Source organism: Microbacterium sp. P2_F9 (assembly GCF_056403635.1).
The window spans coordinates 1-861 of record NZ_JBFUFC010000411.1; the positions used below are offsets into that span (position 1 = coordinate 1).

The 861-nt window shown below is 69.4% G+C and carries 1 pseudogene; it reads left to right on the forward strand.

Going from position 1 to position 861, the window contains the following annotated elements:
- Window positions 1-23: 23 nt before the first annotated feature.
- Window positions 24-861 (forward strand): annotated as a pseudogene (locus AC1DVT_RS20445) (hypothetical protein); the annotation flags it as partial.

An 861-nucleotide genomic window follows, 5' to 3' on the forward strand; every position in this document is an offset into this window, starting at 1 on the left:
GACTCACCCCGGCCACTCGGCGGGTGATCGAGCTGCTCTCCGCGGGCGGCGTGCACGTCGACCACGATCTGCTCGTCGAGGTGGCGGGCTTCGACGAGCAGGCCGTCGAGCGGGCTGTGCGCGAGGCAATCGCCGCCAACACGATCGTCGCCRAGACCGACGGCTACACCTTCCGCCATGCGCTCATTCAGGAGGCGGTGCACGAGGACCTGCTGCCGAGCCAGCGCGTCGCGCTGCATACCGCCTACGCCACGGCCATCCAAGGCCGAGTCGCCGCCGGGAATACATCGCTGGCCGCGAATCTCGCGGAGCACCGGCTCGCTGCTCGCGACATCGTCGGCGCTTTCGATGCCACCGTGATCGCCTTGCGTGATGCGCAGGCTGCACACGCGGTGTGGGCGTCCATCCGCATCGGCGAGCGGCTGCTCGAACTATGGTCCCAGGTCCCGAACGCCGCCGCCCGTGTCGACATCGCGGAACACCAGTTGTATCTCGGCATCCTGCGCGATCTGCGGGACATACACGATGCGGCGCGGACGATACGAGTCGCCCAGTTGACCCTCGACGTCTGCCCGAGCGACGACAGGCTGGCGCGCGCCGAAGTCCTTCAGAAGTTGAGCTGGGCCCTGATGGACTCAGGAGACGCGGACGAGGCGCTCGCGCGCGCGGAGGAGGCGATCGAGTGCCTCGCGACGGAAGTCGGGCCGGCCGCCGACGCGCTCCGCGCTATCGCCTTGACGCGCATCGCGGCGAATCCGCACTATCGCGGGGATCGGCTCGACCTGCTCGATCGTGCCGAGCAGCACGCCGTCGACGCGGGCGATGCCGAGGCTCTCGTGGCCGTTCTTCGCAGCCGCTGCG